This is a genomic window from Lacrimispora brassicae (assembly GCF_054772055.1).
Map to the genome: position 1 here is coordinate 1 of NZ_BRYH01000034.1, position 16,710 is coordinate 16,710.

12 protein-coding genes are annotated in these 16,710 nt (G+C 44.3%); 9 read left to right on the forward strand and 3 right to left on the reverse strand.

Features of this window, described 5'->3' with window-relative positions; translation table 11 throughout:
• The coding region (gene istA, locus ACYVD3_RS16395) for an IS21 family transposase (protein WP_460643559.1) at positions 1–710 on the reverse strand (710 nt) is incomplete at its 3' end.
• A 277-nt stretch (positions 711–987) separates the two neighbouring features.
• Between istA and ACYVD3_RS16400 the strand changes: the two genes are divergently transcribed.
• The 3 genes from ACYVD3_RS16400 (at position 988) to ACYVD3_RS16410 (ending at position 5,066) form a co-directional block, all read left to right on the forward strand.
• On the forward strand, positions 988–1,452 hold the full coding sequence (locus ACYVD3_RS16400) for a hypothetical protein (RefSeq protein WP_460643560.1): 465 nt from the start codon (positions 988–990) through the stop codon (positions 1,450–1,452).
• 195 nt (positions 1,453–1,647) lie between these two features.
• Positions 1,648–2,043, forward strand: coding sequence for a hypothetical protein (locus ACYVD3_RS16405; protein WP_460643561.1), 396 nt, complete (start codon positions 1,648–1,650; stop codon positions 2,041–2,043).
• 1,232 nt (positions 2,044–3,275) lie between these two features.
• The gene (locus tag ACYVD3_RS16410; RefSeq protein ID WP_460643562.1) at positions 3,276–5,066 is read left to right on the forward strand and encodes a hypothetical protein; all 1,791 of its coding nucleotides are present in this window, start codon (positions 3,276–3,278) and stop codon (positions 5,064–5,066) included.
• A 338-nt stretch (positions 5,067–5,404) separates the two neighbouring features.
• Here ACYVD3_RS16410 and ACYVD3_RS16415 read toward each other — a convergent pair whose 3' ends face one another.
• Positions 5,405–7,201 (reverse strand): BlaR1 family beta-lactam sensor/signal transducer, encoded by a 1,797-nt coding sequence (locus ACYVD3_RS16415; RefSeq protein WP_460643563.1) that lies wholly within the window; start codon positions 7,199–7,201, stop codon positions 5,405–5,407.
• A gap of 2 nt (positions 7,202–7,203) precedes the next feature.
• Entirely contained in the window at positions 7,204–7,587 is a 384-nt protein-coding gene (locus ACYVD3_RS16420) for a BlaI/MecI/CopY family transcriptional regulator (protein ID WP_460643564.1), read from the reverse strand.
• 261 nt (positions 7,588–7,848) lie between these two features.
• On the opposite strand from ACYVD3_RS16420, the gene ACYVD3_RS16425 reads away from it, so the two are divergent.
• The 6 genes from ACYVD3_RS16425 to ACYVD3_RS16450 all read left to right on the forward strand — a co-directional run bounded on the left by ACYVD3_RS16425 (position 7,849) and on the right by ACYVD3_RS16450 (position 16,665).
• Positions 7,849–9,291, forward strand: coding sequence for an ABC transporter substrate-binding protein (locus tag ACYVD3_RS16425; RefSeq protein ID WP_460643565.1), 1,443 nt, complete (start codon positions 7,849–7,851; stop codon positions 9,289–9,291).
• Between the two features lie 64 nt (positions 9,292–9,355).
• Entirely contained in the window at positions 9,356–10,294 is a 939-nt protein-coding gene (locus ACYVD3_RS16430; protein WP_460643566.1) for a carbohydrate ABC transporter permease, read from the forward strand.
• Between the two features lie 12 nt (positions 10,295–10,306).
• Positions 10,307–11,170: a carbohydrate ABC transporter permease gene (locus tag ACYVD3_RS16435; protein WP_460643567.1), complete on the forward strand. Its 864-nt coding sequence runs from the start codon at positions 10,307–10,309 to the stop codon at positions 11,168–11,170.
• A gap of 64 nt (positions 11,171–11,234) precedes the next feature.
• Positions 11,235–13,058: a histidine kinase gene (locus tag ACYVD3_RS16440; protein WP_460643568.1), complete on the forward strand. Its 1,824-nt coding sequence runs from the start codon at positions 11,235–11,237 to the stop codon at positions 13,056–13,058.
• Positions 13,058–14,653 carry a response regulator transcription factor gene (locus ACYVD3_RS16445; protein ID WP_460643569.1) on the forward strand — a complete coding sequence of 532 codons (1,596 nt, stop codon included), beginning with the start codon at positions 13,058–13,060 and terminating at the stop codon, positions 14,651–14,653. Before ACYVD3_RS16440 ends, ACYVD3_RS16445 begins: the two co-directional genes overlap by 1 nt.
• A gap of 14 nt (positions 14,654–14,667) precedes the next feature.
• A complete protein-coding gene (locus ACYVD3_RS16450) occupies positions 14,668–16,665 on the forward strand; it encodes a heparinase II/III domain-containing protein (RefSeq protein ID WP_460643570.1) in 1,998 nt (665 codons plus the stop codon).
• Positions 16,666–16,710: the final 45 nt, after the last annotated feature.

The following is a 16,710-nucleotide window of genomic DNA, read 5'->3' on the forward strand; positions in this document are numbered from 1 at the left end:
CTGGCAATGTTACAGAAATCTGTCTGGAAAGCATAGTGGGCGGCAAAGGACCTATATCCTTTCGTAGCTCTGGCATGCAGGCCAAAACCCTCACTTACAGCTACCTTGGCATTGTCAAAGATAAGCCTTCTAGGGATGCCCTTGAAATAATCAAGCATTCTCTGCTGGGCTTCCAAAAAGGATTCCAGATTCTGTGAATAAAATGCCTGTACAAATATGTCGCAGCTGTAGCAGAGCCTTCCGCAGAAGAAGTTGATTTTTGTTTTCTTACCATCCAGATAGATGGTGGCTTCACCCCAGTCGATTTGAATGGCATCGCCTGCATCGTATTCCAATGGGATATCGGCCTGGGGAGGGACAAGCTGTTCTGCCCGTAGATTTCGTACCACTTCCCGAACTGTAGAATAGGAACCAGTAAAGCTTTTTTCTACAACAAGCCGGTCATAGATTCGTTTAGCAGTATGCTGCTGTTTGGACAGCTTTTCTTCCATGTCCTGCTTTAGGCAGGCAATGATAAAGTTTGTGATGTCATCTGTAATGACGTTGTTTGTGCGGGTGTAAGATTTGCGCACATCTGGATGTGTATTGCCTTCACAATACTTTTTGACGGTCTGTCTGGAAATGCCTAGACGTTTAGCAATAGACCGCTGGGATTCACCCTCCGTATAGAGAGTACGGATTTGAGAGTATAAATCCACTTCAATAATCACCTTTCTTTCATCTCCTTGTAAGATTTTTGTACTTCTCAATCTTACAGGAATTTATTTCAAGGTGGTAAACTAATTCAGTGTCAAATAGTGTTGAAGTGGTACACTTTTATAATATCATTTACATGTAGAGTTTAAATCTTAGTGTTTCGCTATTAGGAACTTACTGTGTAGCAAAGAATATTTTAACACATGTTTAGCTATGGCTAAGAAATATTAGTCATGACAAAATTGAGATATAAGGTTTGTTAGAAAATTTATATTTTGTGTGGGGTGTGCAATGGAAATACCTGAATATCTTTTAGAGTGTTTACAAATTAAGAAAATTGAAATGGGTACAGAGGTAAAATCATTTCAAGATGATATGAAAGCATACCTCATTATCTATCCGATTGAAGAAAAGAAAGTGCAAAAATACAAAACAAACTTGCTCCCAATTGTTACCTATGAAATTCGTTATATTCGACATAAGGACACATATACAGATGAAGATTGGGGCGATGATTACGATTATGTTTTAGCCGATACAACAACGAGGATTAAAAGGTCTTTTGTTCAAAGGACTGAAAACGACATGGAACTGGTAAAGCATTTATCCGATTTTACGCTGGATTTCAATCAGTTTAAGCGGTTACTCCCTTTTGGAAGTTTTAACAGTGCATTGGTGAACAATCCTATTAACTGCTATTTGGAAGATACTCAGATGTTTCCACATTTATGGATAGAAGACTATACTACAAAATAAGCATAACGCCGTTCAAGTCTGAAAAACGGTTTATTCATGATTATAGTTGTTTTCGACAGCTTGAAATGACTTAACAATCGTTAGCTACAACGGTTTTAAAGTTCAGTAATAACATGACGAATTTATATACTACGTTATGGTAATGAATCAGTTAATTGTTCATGATAAATGTTTTATGAAAATAGTGAGGTTGATATGAGTAAAAAAATCAAGGATGAATACACGGAATTATTGTGTGAGTGCGAGCGTTCGCAAACATCTAAATTATGGAAATCCTATCAACAATATGTATTGCAATTAAAAACAGAATCAAATTTAGATAGAGAAGATACACTCATTCTTGTAAATGGATTGGCAAAACTGGGATTATATAAACAAGCATTTGGTATTATAGAATCGCTTGACAACCGTAACCATAAAGAAAACAAAATATGGTACGAACTTAAAGTAAATAGTGAGCAAACAGGAGATAATCTTAAAGTTTTTAAATATCTTACATCTAAGAAGTTTGATATTGACCGTATAGCAACAAAACCATTTAGAGACAAAGTAACCAAAGAATTTCAGCAAGCCAAGATAAAGCAAAAATAAGGCTATGGCCTGATAACAGTTAATAAACATAACCGAATCAAACGGCTAAAAATCAAGTGATTTAGCTAATTTATATTAAGCACTATGTGTTTACGGAACATTTATCAATATTTTTCGTTTAACTATAAAACATATAAAAATCCAAAGCAATCGACTGAACAACTATCTGTTTGAAGTGAAAAGTGCCTAAGAAAATCCCAAAAGAAGAAGGGATTATTAAAGTACGAAAAAACCACGGAAAGCGCTGATTAAATCAGCGTAGCCGTGGTTTTTCAGTAGATACGGAGGCAAAATCTCTAAACTAAAATTTAAAGAGATTTTTGCAACACTCCCTTTCAGTTTCCTTGAATTGGCAAGGGACTAAGCTGTTTTTCCGCCTGGCTGGGGAGTTAAGGCATTTGAAAAAAGTGTACATGACTAAGTTCCACATACCCAATATAGGACTTATTCGATATCGTGGAACCGTCAGTGCCAATTAATTTATTTCTTTATAAGTTCAGGACCCAGTGTCACTCATCTGGTGGGATTTCTTTTTGTTGAAGTACATCAGCAGTGTTAATATTAATAAAGCGCTTGAAACTGCTCAGCTAGCTCATAAAGGTGCTAACATTCCATAGTCAGTCCACTAACAAAATAACAGCCATCATTTCTGGCGGCTTGGATTACAGATTAACTTTCCTGCATTCTGCAGGCAGTTCACTGAACCCAAGAAGCAGATTTTTAAGAAAATTTTGAGGTACTTACATAACTTTTCTCCATTCCCACCTTATTAATGATAAATCTAAATAAACAACGATTGGATAAAACATAACAAAAACTGCTCTATTCGGTACATTATTTCTTGAATTAACTACATTTAATTCCATATAAATCATCTCCAAGTTATTCTAAATATGTAAAATACCGGTAATAAGAAATTATGAATTTGAGGAAATACTTTAAAATTCTAATTACAACAGACTATGTGATTCAGTTCCTCTTTTATGTGGATCAACAGGGAAGGCAAGTGACAATGGCAAAAGATGCAACAGAAATGTTATTCCAATATGTCAGGTGCAGCGAATCTAAAAATCCTTCCAGAACTCAAATGATGGAATTGCTTAGTGACACTAGGATGTGTAATCTTGTTCAGGAAATATAATATTGAAGTAGTTATCAAATGATTATCATCATGATAATATTTGAAAATAAATGCAGAATGCTAGAAATGATTTGAAAATGGAGGAAAAAGTATGAAGAAGATTTTACCAATCGTATTGGCTGCTTCACTTGCATTATCCGCATGTGGAAGTAAAACAGTCTCAGAACCAACTGATGGGGTAGCCACAATTCAAGAGACAACGCAGGTGGAAACTGAGACAACGGAAGGTGTGAACGCGAAAGGTTTTGAAGCGACATATGTGGGGAATGGCAGTCTTCCCATTGTTGAGGTTGATGGCAAGCGATATTTCGATTTTTCGTCAGATGACTTTCTGAAGAAGATAAACAACTCCTATAAAGAAACTATGAAGGAACCTGCAGTGTTCAAGATTTCGGACAAAAAGGCCGATATGAACCAAGTTGTTTTTGAAGGCGACAATGGGCTTTACTGTATGGTAGAAACAGACGAGAAGACTAACAAAATCGCTGCTGTCTATGTCATGGGAGGACAGGAAGAGGGAGTTGAACTGAGCAAGATGGCGATTAACATGACCCCCATCCTGATGATCCTTGACCCGAATATGGATTCCAAATATGCTGGAGCGCATCTGGTCGATATTGCACTGGCAGCGCAGATCAACTTTAGCCAGTCCCAGTATGCCTATGAGGGCGTTCATCAAGGGATTCGGGAGCGAATCTATGGGGAAGACAATTTTATCATCTTTAACTTTGCGCCAGCAGACGAATCAGACGAACCAGAGGAGGCTGCGGAATCAGTTTCCGCTGGATCCAAACCGGATTTTGGCAAGCTTTCTGATGACCTGTACAGCTACCAGATTCAAGTGAATGACGATGTATATCAACTCCCGATGACATTTGACCAGTTTACAACGTTTGGCTGGCAGTATGACGGTGACGCTTCCCAAACAATGTTGGCGGGCTCTTATAGTACGTCTTTCAAATTTAAGCTGGGTAAGATGCAGTGTTATGCTGGTATTGCCAACTTTGATGTGAATACCCGTCCATACAGTGAATGTTATATCACTTCCTTGAAGTTTGAGACTTCGATGCTGAAAGATGCAGGGGATGTCACGGTCACTTTGCCAGGCGGAGTCAGTCTCGGGGGGAATTATGATGAGGCGGTCACATTGTATGGCACACCGGGATATGAGTATGACAATGAGACCAGCCGGAGAACCGTTACATATTCCATGTCAACCCGCCAGGAGATAAAGATCGGATCGGTTTTCCAGAACCGGGAGATTATAGGAGATATTGAAGTTGAAAATATGACTAAGCCTGAAGGTTTTGTGGGCGGGGAAGTCAGTGGCGATGTGCCGGAGATTGTGGCAAAATATAAAGAACCAAGTAAGATGAGCGAGAAGTTTGAAGACTTTATCGTAAACTTTGGCGGAAATCTGTACCAACTTCCGGCACCAGTCAGCGTATTTATGGAGAATGGCTGGAATATCGTAAAAGACGCCAGTAAGGAAACTATACCAGGCGGCAGTGCCAGTTGGGTGACACTGATGAAGGACAATCAGGCTCACAAGATGTTGGTCTCAAACTATGATGAGAATGCCACCAGCATCGAAAATGGATTTGTAACTCATCTTGTCAGCGATGTCTATGACAAGAAGACCCCGATTTTCACGGCTAGGGAACTGACAGTAGGAATGACGTATGAGGAGTTGAAGAGTGCATTAGCGGATGTGGATTACGAAAAAGATGAGAGCAGTAGCAAAATGTTTGATTATATCAAAATCTGTCCAGTAGACTCTAAAATCAACTATTACAGTATCAGCGTCTTAAAGGAGACAAATCAGGTAACTAAGATTGAGGTGCAGTACTCGCCGAAGCGGGCGGAATTGATGAACCGATAGTATTTTTTATTTATTCGGAAAGAAATTTTGGCTTCTTTAAAAGAAAATCCAATGTATGTTTCCAATTCATTCAGGAGAGCGGTGCAAAAAGCATGGGGAAAAGATTCAGATTTGTTTATCTTATGTAACATGCGAAGAACGGCACTTCTAACAGGGAAAAGGAGACGGTTAAGGAGAGAACGAGCTTTCAGAAAAAGGTGTCGAAGGCAATTGTTTATTCTTACCGTATTTTGCCTGCTTGCGAAAATAATCCATCTTTGATTCTTTGGAAACACTGGAAAACACTGGAAAACATAGGGCTGCCGTACCGGTTTGATTTCACCGGTACAGCAGCCTTTTTATGGTAATTGGGTATAAATTTCTTTATCATTTAAAATATCCAATGTAATTTTTCCTGCTGTGGAGCCATTGGCCTGTGTCTCCCCCTGAATATTGGTTGCAAACACATAGGTTTCCTCTCCTGTCTCCACAAAGCCGATGAACCAGCCGTTTACATTTTCCCCATCAACAGTTCCTGTTCCTGTTTTTCCGTACAGGGAAGCACCCTTGGAGGAAGAGAGGAATATGGAATCTTTTACTGCTTTTATATTTTCCTGACGAAAAGGAAGCTTATCCTGGCAGAAACGGGCCAAAAGCTTTACCTGTTCCACCGGTGAGATTTTTAAGGAGGACTCGATCCAGTAACGCCCCAGGCCGCCGGATAAGTCCCTGTTGCCATAACCGATGGTGTCCAGATATTGTTTTAACCGGAAAAGCCCGGTCTTTTCGTCCAGGGAAGTGAAATACCAGTTAACCGAATGCTCCATGGCGGAGTCAAGAGTCTGGTCCTGGTTCCAGGCTTTAAAAGGATAGCTGGTCCCATCCCAGGACCGCAGAGAGGCTTCCGGTGTTATGGATCCATGTTCCAGGGCGGCTAAGGCACTGTAGATCTTATAAGTGGAATCAGGGGAAACCCTTCTTGTTCCCGCATCCCGGTTATAGATGCAGTATTGCCCTGAATTCAGCTCATACAGAACAAAGCTGCCTTTGTATCCGCAGAAATAGGAGGTTAAATCCAGCTCGCTTACATTTTCTGCAGCAAAAACATATTGGGAACCGGTGTAGGCATCTGCAGACAGCAGCGGAGTACAACCCAGCACCACGACTGTGATTAAGGTGAAAATAATCCTGCTTTTCACCTTATGCCACCTGGATTCCCTGCGGTAACAGGCAATGTTTAAGATGCGCTTTTTTATTTCTTTTTTTGAACCCCCGATTCTGGCGGCGGAATAGGAAAAAAGGGATATCTTTTCTGCAAAATTTATCAGCGTACTTCCATAATCTAAGTAGCTGTCCGGATCCAGAAGGGATAAGACCGACGAATCGCAGGCGATCTCCCGGTCGCTTTGCATTTCACTGAAAGCAAACCAGACAAGGGGATGGAACCAGTAAATGATCTGTGCCAGGGCCATAAGCCTGTTCACCAGAAGGTCCTTGTGTTTACAGTGTAAAAGCTCATGGAGAAGGATATACCGGATCTCTTTTTTGGAAAGCTCCGAAAGCATATGGATGGGAACAATGATGCAGGGCTTCCATAATCCGGCTGCAATGGGAGAGGATATATAAGCGCTGCTGTAGACCGGAATTTCTTTTTTTATACCTGATTCTTCCCTGCATGTTGCAAATAGATCCCGTACCTCTTTGTTCTGAAGAGGAAGAGAGGATTTTTTCAACTGCCTGATTTTCCAGCAGGAATAGATGTTAAAGCCGGCCATCAATACCATGCCGGCGATCCAGATTCCTGTTAAGACAGAGGGGAGGGCCGGAGGTGCTGCACGGCTTACGGAAACAGAAAAGTCCTGCAGAAAATATTCGGTGGCTGCCGCGGTTTTATAGGCAGCTCCCATGGTTGCGGCATTCCCAGGAGAAAAGCAGCCGCCTAAAAACTGCAGCAGCTTAACCGCACATCCAGGAAACAAAACAGAACAGGGCAGAAACGGGATGGCCAGCACAAACAGAAACAAAAACCACAGATGGTACCGGATTCTCGGAGTCAACTGACGTTTGAATACTTTCCTGGCCAGCAGGATAGCCGCCAGAAGAATGGCCAGGACAATGCTGTTAAGACAGAGGCGTATCATAAATGAACCGGGCATAATCAGTTTTCTTCCTCCTGTCTGTTGAGAAGAAGCTTTCTTAACTCTGCTAAGTCCTCCCCTGATATATGGTCACTGTTTATATAGCTGGTCACCATGCCGGAGATTTTTCCATTGTAAAAACGGTTTAAAAAATGATCATTTTCTTTCTTTAAATATTCTTTTTTCTCCACAAGCGGGGTATAGACGAAAACACGGCCTTCCTTCCGGTAGGTGACGGCACCCTTTTGGACCAGCCTTTTTAAGAGGGTGTGGATGGTCTTTGGGTTCCAATTGGTGGTTTTCGTCAGTGTATCCGTCACTTCGTTGGTACTGATGGGGGAATCATTCCATAGCACCTTCATTACCTCATACTCTGCTTCGGATATTTGCGGCAGATGATTCATATGCGGTCTCCTGTTCTTACAATTGTAATAAAAATATTATAAGTGCAGGGAGCCGGCATGTCAATGGGTTGAAAGGTTCGTGTTAGTGACAGAGGCGATAAGTGTATCACAGATTGTATCTGGCATAGAGTGATCCTTCTTGAAATGATCCGTTTTAAAAATATAAACTGATTTTAAACATGCAACCGTCAGATATTGCATTTACATAACATCCATTTTTCCGTAAAATGAATCCATAAACAAACATGGGAGGTTAAAGAGATGAAATTAAAGAGATTAAGCGGCATTCTGATGGCAGGGCTTATGGCGGCAGGAACATTGGCCGGATGCTCAGGGGGCAAGGCAGATGCCACAACAGCGGCAGCAGGGGGACAGACAACTGCACAGGCAGGAACGGAACAGACCCAGGCAGCAAGCGGGGAGAAGACCGTTATTAAGGTTTGGTCCAAAGACCGGCACGACGCCACTTATGTTCAGAAAAAGGTTGACGAATACAATGCCAATAACACCGATAACATTCAGGTGGATTACCAGCTTTATACGGATAATTACGTACAGGCCATTGATATGGCGGTACAAAGCGGAGAGCTTCCTGATATTTTGGTACAGCAGGACCAGATGTTTGACAAATATGTAAACGAAGGCCAGTGGGCAAACTTTTATGATTACATGGATTCTGATATGAAAGAATACTTTAAGTCCGTAGTTTATCCCGGTTACAATGAACTGGATGGAAAGCTGTATTTCATTCCAACCAGCGGAACTACCTGCCGCCTTTTCTATAATAAAGAGATCTTTGAACGTGCAGGGATTACGGAGCCGCCAAAAACCCTGGAAGAGGTGGTGGAGTATGCCAGAAAAATCAATTCCCAACTGTCCAAAGAAGGAATTTATGGATTTGCAGAAAACATGAAAAGCGCCAGCTCCGGCTTACAGCGTTCCATGAACATCGGCTTAGAGAGAGAGACCGGACTGGTACGGGGGTATGATTTTGCCAAGGGAGAATATGACTTTACCCAGTGGGCAGATACTTTAAAGCTTTGGAAGGAACTGCTGTCTGACGATTGTGCCTTCCCTGGCTGCGAATCTCTGGATATCGACCCATTAAGAACCCAGTTTGCAGCCGGCAAGATCGGTATGTATATGTCCTACAGCCATGCAGAGCCAGGAGTATACCAAAATCAGTTCCCCATGGATTCCTCTAAATGGGATTGCGTTCCCATTCCCACCGTGGGCGGAAAAACCACTGGAAAGCAGTATTTTACCGGTACAGGAAGCTATGTTTTAAATGCCAAGAGTCCTAACGTGGAAAAGGCATTTAAGGTTTATAAGGATATCTTTGCAAATGAGGATTATTTAATCGGATACTACGAAGGCGGATTTGGCGTAAGCATCCTTCCAAACGTTATTGACAAAGCAAAGCCGAGCGAGGATTTCCAGAATAAAAAGTGGCTGCTCATCAGTGACATTGATTCCCTCCTTCCAAAGCCTCCTCACAGTGCTTTTGCATCGGGTATGGTAGTGGAAGGTGAAGATATGTATAAAACCTGCGAATCCATTTATTATGGAGATGCGGATATTGATTCTACCTTAAAGGATTTAACGGACCGTTACAATAAAGCGTATCAGGAAGCAGTGAAAAACGGAAGCGGTCATGAAGTAAAGATTACCAACTATGACCCGATGAATCCAACCTTACAGTAATATCTGAAAGAGGGGCGCAAAATCAGCGAGGCCCCTCTTTCTTTGAAAAGAAAGGAGTATGCAGATGAAAGACTGGAATGGGGGAAGTGCCCTGCTAAGAAGTAAGACTGTGAAAAAGAACCTGCAGGCCTATTCATTTATGCTGCCCAACCTGATTTTGTTCACCGTCTGTTCCCTTTATCCGGTGGTGTGGACTTTGAAATATGTGTTTTACCAGTATGGGGGATATGGAACAGGAGTACCTAGATTTGTGGGCTTGGGAAATCTGGCCCGGGTGTTCCGGGATAAAGTTTATTGGGAAAGTGTGGTCCATACCTTTACCTACGGTTTCGGGAAGGTAATTTTTATCATTCCCCTGGCATTTTTTCTGGCCTTTCTCTTAAATCAGCAAAAGCGGGGGAATGGTGCGGCCCAGAGCATAATATTTTTGCCTACCATTATGAGCTCTGCGGTCATGGGACTGGTATTTTATCTGTTATTTAATGCCTACAATGGGGAGGTCAACCAGTATCTGATGGCTGCAGGCCTGATCCAAAGGCCCATAAACTGGCTGGGGAAAAATCATGCCATGAAAACCCTGATCATGACGGCGGTCTGGGGCGGTGTGGGGAATTACATGGTGTATTTTATAGCCGGAATCCAGCAGGTATCCGGAGAGGCCATAGAAAGCTCCAGGATCGACGGGGCCGGACGGCTCCAGACCATCTGGTACATTATCATTCCCATGCTGGGACCCATATTGAAAATTATTTTAATGCTGGCTATTACCTCAGCTTTTCACGATATTACCAATGTGATGGTATTGACTGAGGGAGGCCCCAACAATGCCACAATGGTCATGTCCCTGTACGGGTACCGTTATTTCTTCCCCATATCGGCGGCAGAGGCCACGGTTCCCCAATACGGCTACGGTGCTGCAGTCAGCGTCATATCTGCAGTGATCGCAGGCCTGGTAACCGTTGGTTATCTGAAAATATCTAAAAAACTGGATGATATCTATTAAGGAGGCGGCAGCATGAAACACTGGAATGAGAAACGCATATCAAAAGCCGCCTGGCTCCCCATGGCCGGAAAATGGGTGTTTCTGGGCATTATGATTCTATTTACCCTTTATCCGGTCATTTATACGGTGCTGGGGTCTTTGAAAACCAATGCGGAGCTGACCCAGGGCGGCGGTTTTTTCCCTGAGAAATGGCATTTTGAGAATTACTACCAGGCTTTTGTTCAGGCCGACTTTACAAAATATACGTGGAACAGCATTGTGGTCAGCGTTTCTGTTACTCTCCTGGCTGTGGTTACCTGTTCTCTGGCCGGTTTTATTCTGGCCAGAAGAGAGTTTGCCGGAAAAAAGGTGCTCCTGGCCCTTTACTTATCCATGATGTTCGTATCCTTAGGGTCGGTTACCTTATATCCGATCTACGAATTACTGCGGACATTAAAGTTAAATAAGTCCATATTTGCCCTTATTGTGGCTCTTACGGGAGGGCAGGCCACCAATGTTTTTCTGGTCATGGGCTTTACCAAGGGGATCCCAAAAGAGCTGGATGAGGCGGCCATCATTGACGGATGCAGCTTATACGGAGTTTATTCCCGGGTCATTCTGCCTTTAAGCAAGCCTATCCTGGCGGTAGTCGCCCTGTTTTCTTTCCGGAATGCCTGGAATGATTATATCACCAGCCTGATCATGACCATTTCCATGCCAAAGCTTCAGACCCTTACCGTGGCGGTTGTCCAGCTAAAATATTCCGTCAATGCCGCAGCCGAGTGGCACATCATGCTGGCGGGAGCTTCCATTGCCATCATCCCTATCCTCATTGTCTATTTGTTTGCCAACCGGCAGTTTATTGCAGGCCTTACGGCAGGTGCAGTAAAAGGATAGGAAAAAGAGCGGGTCCTGTGATATACTGGAAAAAAGCAGACGAGCAGGAAAACGGGAGGAAAGCATGAAGAAATTTATAAACAATTTAAGATTCCGCAGCAAAATCATCTGGCTGTTTGGGATCATGTTTTTCTTTACTACCGCCATCAGCGGATTATCCTATTACAGGTACGCATCCAATGATATTGAAGAGAATTTTAAAGTGGGGGCAGAGGATGTTCTGGCCCAGATCGTGGACACCTTAGGTTTACGGCTGGGGGTCATCAATCAAAGGGCCAAGGGAATGCTGGCCAATTATACCTTTATGGTGACCCTTTCCGATTATCTCAATAATCCCAATGACATCAACCTGGTAAAAGCTCTGGGGACTATTCCTGATTTTATGAGAGACTTTGAGACAGGAGAGGGGCTGATCCACTCCACCTATATTTATACGGATAAAGGGAGTTTTGATAATTTTGTCCGCATGAGAAACTGGGAGTTTGATTTTAAGGAGTCCGTTTTTTACAAAAGCTATAAAGAAAGCGGAGGCGGGGCCATCCGCTGGTTTCCGGTATGGAAGGATGAGATTTTTCAGGACAATGACCAGGTCATTCCCTGTGTCTGGCAGTTCAGTGTTCAGGGCTATGTTGGAATGGAATATCTGGTGATCCAGTTAAAGAAAACAGAGCTGGAACGTCTTTTGGAAGGAAAATACGAATTTTTCGATAAGATACTCATTCTGGATGGGGCAGGAAATGTAATGATAGGTTCTCCTGACATGGATCCTGGTGAACTGATGAAGCTGTCAGAGGCCAGGGAAGAGGGGAGCAATGTCATTACCAGCGACTATCAGTACGAAGGAGATTCCTATCTGGTCACCTTTGAACGTCTTAAGGAAAACGGCTGGCAGATCTATGGGCTGAAATCAAGGCAGAGTTTATTGGGAAGCTTAAACATTCTAAGAAATATGATTTTTGAGATCATGGGAGTTGTATTCTTAATAGGAGTAGCGGTCATCCTGCTTTTATCCCATCAGATGACGGATTCCTTAAGACGGCTGGAAAAGCGCATGAGCTGTGTGGAAAAAGGAGACTTGGGAGTCCGCTTTTTCTATCCCTACAAAGATGAGGTAGGCAGTCTGGCAAAGTCCTTTAACTATATGATCGGAGAGATCCAGAGCCTGGTCCGGAAACAGGAGGAGACCATTGAGGAGCTGAAGCGGGAGAGGGATTATGTGGCGGAAGTCCAGAAGCAGAAGCGGAAGGCGGAATTAAAGGCTCTGCAGGCTCAGATCAATCCCCATTTCCTCTACAATACCTTAAATGCCATCACCTGGCAGGCTGCCGATCAGGGGGCGGAAGAAATCAGCATCCTTTCCAATTCTTTAGGAAAGTTTTTCAGGATCGGATTAAGCAAGGGAGCAGAGGTGATCTCCCTTCGGGAAGAACTGGAACATGTGACAAGCTATTTAGAGATCCAGAGCATTCGGTATCATTCCCGTTTAAGCTATGAAATTCATGTGGATGACAGATGTCTGGACTTCCGGATGATCAAACTGCTTCTCCAACCCCTGGCTGAAAACTCCATTTACCATGGAATCAAAGAGAAACAGGGAGCCGGTATTATAAAAATCTCTGTCAGTGAGGAAGGGTCTGGGGATGAAACGATCACAGAGCTTGAAGTCTGGGACAATGGAGCAGGGATTCCGGAAGAAAAGCTTGCTTTCATCAATGAAACCTTAAAAAAGGGCGGAACAGACTGTGAAGCAGGCTATGGCATTTATAATGTCAATGAAAGGATCCGGCTGTTTTATGGAAAAGAATATGGACTGCATTATGAAAGCAGCTTCGGCCATTGGACAAAAGCGGTTCTTAGGATTCCGGCAATGTCAGGGGAGGTGGAGTGATGTACCGCATATTGATCGTAGATGATGAAGACTATGTAAGAGACTTACTGGTGAGAAACATCCAAAATTCCGCACTGGAAGTGGATGTGGTGGCGGTAGCTGGCGACGGAAAGGAGGGGCTGAGAGCGGCTCTGTTAAACAAGCCGGATATTGTCATTACGGACATTGCCATGCCCTTTATGAATGGCCTGGAATTGATCCGCAGGATTCAGGAGGCCGGGCTTTACAGTAAAAATGTGGTCATAAGCGGCTACGATGAATTTGACTATGCAAAACAGGCTATTTCACTTGGGGTCAAGGATTATCTGTTGAAACCCTTTCTGCCCAGGGAAATGACCGATGTTTTAACCAAGGTGATCCAGGAACTGGACAGTCAGAAGGCGCTGCAGCAAAATATGAGCCTGTTAAAGGAACAGGCCATGAGCCGGGCCGGACTTGCCAGGGAAAAGGCGCTGAAGGCTCTCATAAGGGGGAAGGAGTGCAGGGAGGAACCGGACTTCATACTGGAAGGCAGGTTATATGCAGCAGGAGTGATCCGCATGGAAGGCGGAGCATGGGATTTTAGCAAGCAGGAGCACGTGGAGGAGTTTTTGATGCTCATACGGAACGGTTATCTCTCTGACGGGATCTGCCTGCATGCGGTCAGCTTTGACGGGATCCAGTTGGCGGCTATCTGGTGCGGTGACGGGGAAAATGAGGAGCATTTCCTTAAAAAGATCGGGGCAAGCCTGGAAAAAATCAGCGTGAGCCTGGAGAAATATTACCACATTCAGATAAACGGCGCCCTTGGCCGTGCTTACAGGAGTCAGACCGAGCTGGTGGATTCTTACCGGGAAGCCATGGCTGCGTGGCGGGGAAACTTAGACGCAGAAAAGAGATTCCTGTTTTATGGAGAGGAAGGCAGCCGGAAGGAGGAAACCAGCAGCAGCCAGATTAGGGAGTGGAAAAACCAGATCCGGCTTTCCGTGGGTGCCGGACAGGAGACCCAGGCTCTTACAGGGCTTTCCGGCCTGATGAAGTGTTATGCCTCTCTGTCCAACAGGAAGAATGACTATGTGGGCGTATCGGTGGGGGAACTGGTTTATGCCATTCAAAATGATATGGAGCAGGCTGGATATGACCGGGCGGATACGGAGCCATTATCCTTTATGCAGGACCGGATCACTTACGGCAGCCTGATGGATATGAACCATATGCTGGCCTCCTATATTGAAAAATGCTGCCAGGTGGTACGGGAAAATTCAGAGGAAACCAAGGCGGATGCAGTTGTGAAGCAAATGAAACAGATCATTGAAAACGATTTGCACAAGACGGAGCTGGATTTAGAGGCAGTGGCTGCAAAGGTGCATTTCAGCCCCAGCTATGTCAGGCAGATTTTCAAACAGCACACGGGAGAGTGCTTTGGAGAATACTTGATCCGGAAGCGCATGGAACGGGCTGGGAGTTTGCTGCAGAAAACAAGCATGAAAATCCAGGAGGTGGCAGACCAGTGCGGGTATGAAAACCAGAGATATTTTGCCAGCAGCTTTAAGAAATTTTATGGCTGCACTCCGACGGAATTTAAAAAAGTGGTGGAAGAAGAGCATTTATATTAGGAGGGGTAGAAAAAATGATTCAATTTACGGAACAGGAGATCCGGCATTTAAGGGAAAAACTCCAAAGGCAGCGGTCAGTTGTTAATCGTATTAAAGAAGATGTGGAAGAAATCATGGAAGAGCCGGTTCTGGTTCCCAAAACAGGGATTGCCAACTGGTCCCTTTATTATTACTGCCCGGATTGTTCTGTGAGGCTGACCTTTGACCGGAACGATAAGCATCATCATGGCTGCCCCTCCTGCGGGCGGGTGTATTCCGGTGAACCATATGACAGTACCTGGTGGGGGATCATTAACAGCAGGAATTATACGGCGGCATTTCAGATGGGGCTGATCCACCTGATCACTGGGGAAACTGCCTATGGAAGAAAGGCCGTGGATATCATGATGGAATATTCCCGTTATTATAAGGATTATGAGGTACATGGAAATATTCCTTACAACGGGCCTGGAAAGTCCGGCGCCCAGACCCTTGATGAGGCCAATTTCCTCAGAAGCTTTGCCATGAGCTATGATCTGCTGTCTGATTTCATGACGGAAGAAGAGAAAGAGTTCATCGGAAAGGAAATGCTCATCCCAGGGGCGGAATTTCTCATGGAACACCGGCATAACCAGCTTCACAATCATGAAGTGATCATCAATTCAGCCATTGCGGTCATTGGCCTGATCTTTGGGATAGACCGGTATGTCCGGTTTGCCGTTTATGAACCTTATGGAATCCTGTATCAGTTGGAGAAGGGAATGCTTGCCGATCACATGTGGTTTGAGGGGGCGTTCGGATATCATTTTTACGCCCTTACCAGCTTTTTTGCCTATGAAAAGTTTGCTCTTCATACGCCTCACAGCAATATCACACATCCCAATTACAAGGCCATGATGGAGCTGCTGGTGTCCTATGTGGAACCGGGATTCCGTATTCCTATGCTTAATGATACCAATTACGGACATACCTCTAAAAGCCTGTATTTGTATGAATTTGCTTACCGGGAGCTGGGTGGGGAGAAGCTTCTTTTTGTACTGAACCGGCTTTATGAAGAAGAAAAGAGAGATAATCTGGAAGCATTTATCTATGGGGTTGATGAGCTGCCCGGGTGCACCGTTGAGCCAGGGAATTACCATGTGGAAGAAGGCCGGTCAGGGAGCACGGTTTTAAGAGGGGAGGACGGCAGATATCTGCTGTTTAAGCATGACCGCTACGGCGGGGAGCATGACCATTACGACCGGCTGGATATCAGCTACTTAGCCTGTGGAAAAAGAATTTCCCCGGATCTTGGAACCACCGGATACGGTGCGGTCATGCACTATGACTATTACAAGAATACAGGCTCCCACAATACGGTAAACATCGGAGAGGAGAATCAGGCTCCTGTAAATGCAAGGCTCACCCATTATGAAGAAACGGATGGGGTCGTATATGTGGAGGCGGAAGCGGACTGGACCGTTCCATATGAAATGCCTGACAGCTTTACCATTGTGCAGTGGAAGGAAGAACATTACCGCCCTGTGAAAATGGTGAGAAAGATTGCATGGGCGGAGAATTATTTTGCGGAAGTATTTCAGGTTAAGGGAGCAGATAGAAATCTCCCGGTGGACTGGGTCATGCATTTTTCAGGAAAACGGATCAAACAGCCTGAAGGAATCCAGATAGAAACCTTTTCAGACAGGAAACCATACAGCTACCTTCATCACATGGAAAAGACTGTTCCGGCAGAAGATCAGCCCAGTGTTGTCCACGAGTACGAGGATGGGGGCATCCATACCCGGGTATTTTCCTGGGGGCAGGGGAAGGAACTGTATGCCGGCATGGGTCCGGATAACCCTTCTGTATCTGATATCAACTACCAGATCGAACGGGCCTATGGCCCTGCGGTTGTGTTTGCTCATGTGATCACCAGCAGCAATGAGCCTTGTCCGGTCAGGAATGTGACCTTTGCCCCAGAAGGGGACTGCATGTCCATTCTGGTGGAAGGAGAAAGAGACGGAAGCAAATGGAGCCGGTGTCACAAGATGTAAACCATAGGAAAAGGGCTGCCTGTCATTTGACAGGCCAGCCCTTTT

Coding starts and splice junctions, on each gene's coding strand:
- ACYVD3_RS16400 (WP_460643560.1), top strand. CDS start 988: ATGGAAATACCTGAATATCTTTTAGAGTGTTTACAAATTAAGAAAATT.
- ACYVD3_RS16405 (WP_460643561.1), top strand. CDS start 1,648: ATGAGTAAAAAAATCAAGGATGAATACACGGAATTATTGTGTGAGTGC.
- ACYVD3_RS16410 (WP_460643562.1), top strand. CDS start 3,276: ATGAAGAAGATTTTACCAATCGTATTGGCTGCTTCACTTGCATTATCC.
- ACYVD3_RS16415 (WP_460643563.1), bottom strand. CDS start 7,201: ATGCCCGGTTCATTTATGATACGCCTCTGTCTTAACAGCATTGTCCTG.
- ACYVD3_RS16420 (WP_460643564.1), bottom strand. CDS start 7,587: ATGAATCATCTGCCGCAAATATCCGAAGCAGAGTATGAGGTAATGAAG.
- ACYVD3_RS16425 (WP_460643565.1), top strand. CDS start 7,849: ATGAAATTAAAGAGATTAAGCGGCATTCTGATGGCAGGGCTTATGGCG.
- ACYVD3_RS16430 (WP_460643566.1), top strand. CDS start 9,356: ATGAAAGACTGGAATGGGGGAAGTGCCCTGCTAAGAAGTAAGACTGTG.
- ACYVD3_RS16435 (WP_460643567.1), top strand. CDS start 10,307: ATGAAACACTGGAATGAGAAACGCATATCAAAAGCCGCCTGGCTCCCC.
- ACYVD3_RS16440 (WP_460643568.1), top strand. CDS start 11,235: ATGAAGAAATTTATAAACAATTTAAGATTCCGCAGCAAAATCATCTGG.
- ACYVD3_RS16445 (WP_460643569.1), top strand. CDS start 13,058: ATGTACCGCATATTGATCGTAGATGATGAAGACTATGTAAGAGACTTA.
- ACYVD3_RS16450 (WP_460643570.1), top strand. CDS start 14,668: ATGATTCAATTTACGGAACAGGAGATCCGGCATTTAAGGGAAAAACTC.